The sequence below is a fragment of the Anaerolineae bacterium genome (assembly GCA_014360855.1).
In the GTDB taxonomy this organism is placed as follows: Bacteria; Chloroflexota; Anaerolineae; order JACIWP01; family JACIWP01; genus JACIWP01.
In genome coordinates this window covers 1-3,608 of sequence record JACIWP010000286.1, presented here as the reverse complement: position 1 = coordinate 3,608, position 3,608 = coordinate 1, and the positions used below count along the sequence as shown (strand labels likewise).

Below are 3,608 nucleotides of genomic sequence, written 5' to 3'. Positions count from 1 at the left end.
CATGCCCTCGATCCAGTTGTCCACGTATTTGCGCCAGGTCATGTCCGAGGCGATGACGTAAATCATCCGCTGGTCTTCACGCCAGAACATCATGCCGCGCTGGAAGCGCTCCACGGCGGTCCAGGTCTCGACCATGGGGCTAGAGGGACAGCCAAGCTGACTGCGGACCGTGCCGGCCCAGGCGGATGCAAACGGCGCCCCCAACGGGATACTACACGGGTACGGCGTCGGCGTGGCGGTCGCGGTCGGCGGCACCGGTGTGAAGGTGGAGGTAGGCGGCGGCACCGGTGTAGGCGGGCGCGGCGTGGGCGTGAAGGTGGGCGGTATCGGTGTGGGCGGCGGTGGAGGGGGCGGCGCCGGCACGATGGGGAGCGGGAGCGCCGGCGAACGGTTCACCAGATAGGCGGCCACCCAGCCCAGCCGGCCGTCCTGCAACTGCACGTACAGCCAGCCCAGATCCGCCGACTGCCCCAGCAGGAGCACGTACTGGCCGTACACGGCCTGGGCGATGACCGGGTAAATGGTGCCCGGGCCGGCGCGCACGTTGGCGGTGGTGCGGTTGATCATGCCCCAGGGGGACGGCGTGGGCGGGATATAGGGCGTGAAGGTCGGCGTCGGGTAAATGATCTGGGTGGGCCTCGCCGTCGGCGTGGCCGTGGGCACGATGGGCGGTGCCGGCGTGGCCGTCGGCATCGCGATCGCCGTGGCCGCCGGCGTCTCCGTGGGTGGGACCTGCGCCGTAGGTGTCGGCAGGGGTTTGGTGGGGGTCGCCGTTGGCGGCGCCAGGGTGGGCGTAGGGCTGGGCGGCACCGGGGTATCCGTTGCCATGGCCACCAGCGTGGGGGTAGCGGTGGCGACGGCCGGCGGGACGGCCGGCTGGGGTTTCAGCACCAACAGCCAGGCCGCGATGCCCAGGATGCCCAGCGCGACCAGCACTCCCAGTACGCCCACGATCCACAACAGAATCGTTTGCCTTCGTGATGGGCTCATCGCTTGCCCCTCCTTCAAATGTACCGGTTTTGGGGACAACCCGTTAGCGGCGGGGCCACTGCGTTCGTAGCCGGCGGCCGGCCCCTCGTAATGCAGGCGGTAGGCGCCGATTTCGATCACATCCCCGGGGCGGAGCCGCCGCGCCACGTTGGGGGATATTTCCCGTCCGTTGATGCGGGTGCCGTACGTGCTTCCCAGGTCAACCAGCCGGCAGCCGCGCGGGTCGCACAGCACCTGTGCGTGGTGCGCCGCGATCCCCGCTCCCGGCAGGATGAGGTCATTATCCTCGGCGTGGCCGATAGAGGTGGCGCCCACCGGCAGGACAAACTCGCGCACCCCTCCGCCGGCATCCACGATGGTGAATTTCGATCGGATGTCAGCCATAGCTACCTCTGCTAGCGCGCGGACGAACGCCCGCTCCTCCTACTGCTCCGCACATAAAAGTATAGCAGGTTTTACATAAGGATGCAACGGCCGGCGGCCCCTTCCAGGCCTTCTCCCCAAAATTAAAGGTTAAACCGCGCTCGGGTTGACAGGCCTATTCCCTTGTGGTATAATACCGACCAGTCGGTATGTTGTTCCGAGGGAGGTGTCTCATGAAGGTGCTGGTAACAGGCGCGTTCGGCAATATTGGACGCAGTACGCTGGACGCTCTGCTGGAGCACGGCCACACGGTGCGTGCGTTCGACCTGCACACGCCGGCCAATCGGCGCATCGCGCGCCAGCTCGCGCGGAAGGCCGGCGAGCGGCTGGAGGTTCACTGGGGGGACCTGCGCCGGCCGGCGGATATCCAATCCGCCCTGCCGGGGATAGATGTGGTGATTCATCTGGCCTTCATCATCCCCAAGCTCTCCCATACGGGGGTGGAGTGCGAACGACGCCCCGATTGGGCCTGGGAAATCAACGTGGGCGGCACCCGCAATCTCCTCACCGCCATGCAGTCCATGGACCAGCCCCCGCGGCTGATCTTCGCCTCCTCGTACCATGTGTACGGCAAGACCCAGGACCAGCCCCCGCCCCGCAAAGTCACTGACCCGGTACACCCGGTGGAACATTACGCCCGGCACAAGCTCGAGTGCGAGGAGATGATCCGCGCCTCCGGCTTGACGTGGGCGATACTGCGCCTTTCGGCGGCCATGCCGATTTCGCTGATCCTGGACCCGGGCATGTTCGATGTGCCGTTGAGCAACCGCATGGAGTTCGTGCATACGCGCGATGTGGGGGAAGCCTTTGCCCACGCGGTCGAGAGCCAGGAGATCTGGGGCAAGACGCTGTTGATCGGGGGCGGCCGGCGCTGTCAGTATTATTACCGCGAGATCGTGGAGCGCATCTTGGAAGGGCTGGGCATCGGCACCCTGCCGGCGGAGGCCTTCAGCACCGAGCCGTTCGCCACGGATTGGGTGGACACGGAGGAAAGCCAGCGCCTTCTGGGGTATCAGCGCCGCACACTGGACGATTACGTAGAGGATGTGCGGAAGGCATTAGGGGTGCGCCGGCACTTCATCCGGCTGTTCCGCCCCGTGATCCGCGCCTGGCTGTTGAGCCGTTCGCCGTACTGGAAAGCGCGCAAGCGCGGTGCGGCCGGACTGCCGGCGCCCATGGCCAACGGCCGCTGACAGCACGTCATCCCACCAATGTGGGGCCGGAGGTGACGACGGGAATCTGCCCCCCGCAAACCCGACGCGCCAGGTCTGCCAGGGCGTTCAGGCGGTCCGGGTGCACAGCGGGCGGGCTTTCGGAGACATACACCTGCCCGAGGGTGGGGTACAGGCGCCGGTTATCCGAAAAAGCGTTCAGCTCCCAGCGGTGGATGACGCCGGCGTAATCCCGCAGGAACTCTGCCATGGCGCGAATATTGCTTTCCGAATCGGTCCACCCCGGGATAATGGGCGTGCGGATCCAGATATTTGCCCGGGAAGAGGCCAGCATCCGCACGTTTTCCAGGACGGCCCACACCCCATAGCCCGTGCCGATTTTGTGCAGGCGCGTCTCCATTATCCGCAGGTTCACGATCCAGAGGTCAATGTAGGGCATCAGTACCTGGTACGTGGACCATTCGTGGATGAGGCAGGTTTCCAGGGCGGTGTGGATAGCCAGCTCTTTGCAGGCGCCGGCCAGCCGGCGCAGGAATCCTGAGTGGGATGCGGCCTCCCCGCCGGCGAACGTAACCCCGCCGCCGGAATATTGATAGAAGGTGCGGTCCTGCGTGATGATTTCCAGTAGGGCATCCAGGGAATAGGGATGGCCGGCGATCTCCAGCGCGCCAGAGGGACAGGACAGCACACACGTGCCGCAGGCTTGGCAGAAATGGCGGTTGATGGCAATATGCTCTTCCACCGGGCTGAGCGCGGCATTGGGGCAGATTTCCACGCAGTCGTGACAGCCGATACAGCGGTCCGGGTAATACAGCAGTTCCGGGCGGTACGAGATGCCCTCCGGGTACGGGCACCAGCGGCAGGAAAGGGGACAGCCTTTCAAAAAGATGACCGTGCGGATTCCCGGTCCATTCGCCGTGGAAAACTTCTGCACCCGAAAGACGACCGCCCGGCTCAGTCGTTCGTCGGCATCCGTCATGCCCGACCTGCTCCGAGTATCGCTCTCACAGACTGCCGTCCGGG

At 65.6% G+C, this 3,608-nt stretch carries 3 protein-coding genes; 1 reads left to right on the top strand and 2 read right to left on the bottom strand.

Annotation, left to right across the window (positions count from 1 at the left end):
* A partial coding sequence (locus H5T60_12760) for an FHA domain-containing protein (protein MBC7243299.1) occupies nucleotides 1-1,374 on the bottom strand: 1,374 nt, incomplete at its 3' end.
* A 212-nt stretch (nucleotides 1,375-1,586) separates the two neighbouring features.
* Here H5T60_12760 and H5T60_12755 point away from each other — a divergent pair.
* A complete protein-coding gene (locus H5T60_12755) occupies nucleotides 1,587-2,606 on the top strand; it encodes an NAD(P)-dependent oxidoreductase (GenBank protein MBC7243298.1) in 1,020 nt (339 codons plus the stop codon).
* A 7-nt stretch (nucleotides 2,607-2,613) separates the two neighbouring features.
* Here H5T60_12755 and H5T60_12750 read toward each other — a convergent pair whose 3' ends face one another.
* A complete protein-coding gene (locus H5T60_12750; GenBank protein ID MBC7243297.1) occupies nucleotides 2,614-3,564 on the bottom strand; it encodes a glycyl-radical enzyme activating protein in 951 nt (316 codons plus the stop codon).
* Nucleotides 3,565-3,608 lie beyond the last annotated feature (44 nt).

Excerpts from the sequence above, each read along its gene's own strand:
- H5T60_12755 (MBC7243298.1), top strand. The coding sequence starts at position 1,587 with ATGAAGGTGCTGGTAACAGGCGCGTTCGGCAATATTGGACGCAGTACG.
- H5T60_12750 (MBC7243297.1), bottom strand. The coding sequence starts at position 3,564 with ATGACGGATGCCGACGAACGACTGAGCCGGGCGGTCGTCTTTCGGGTG.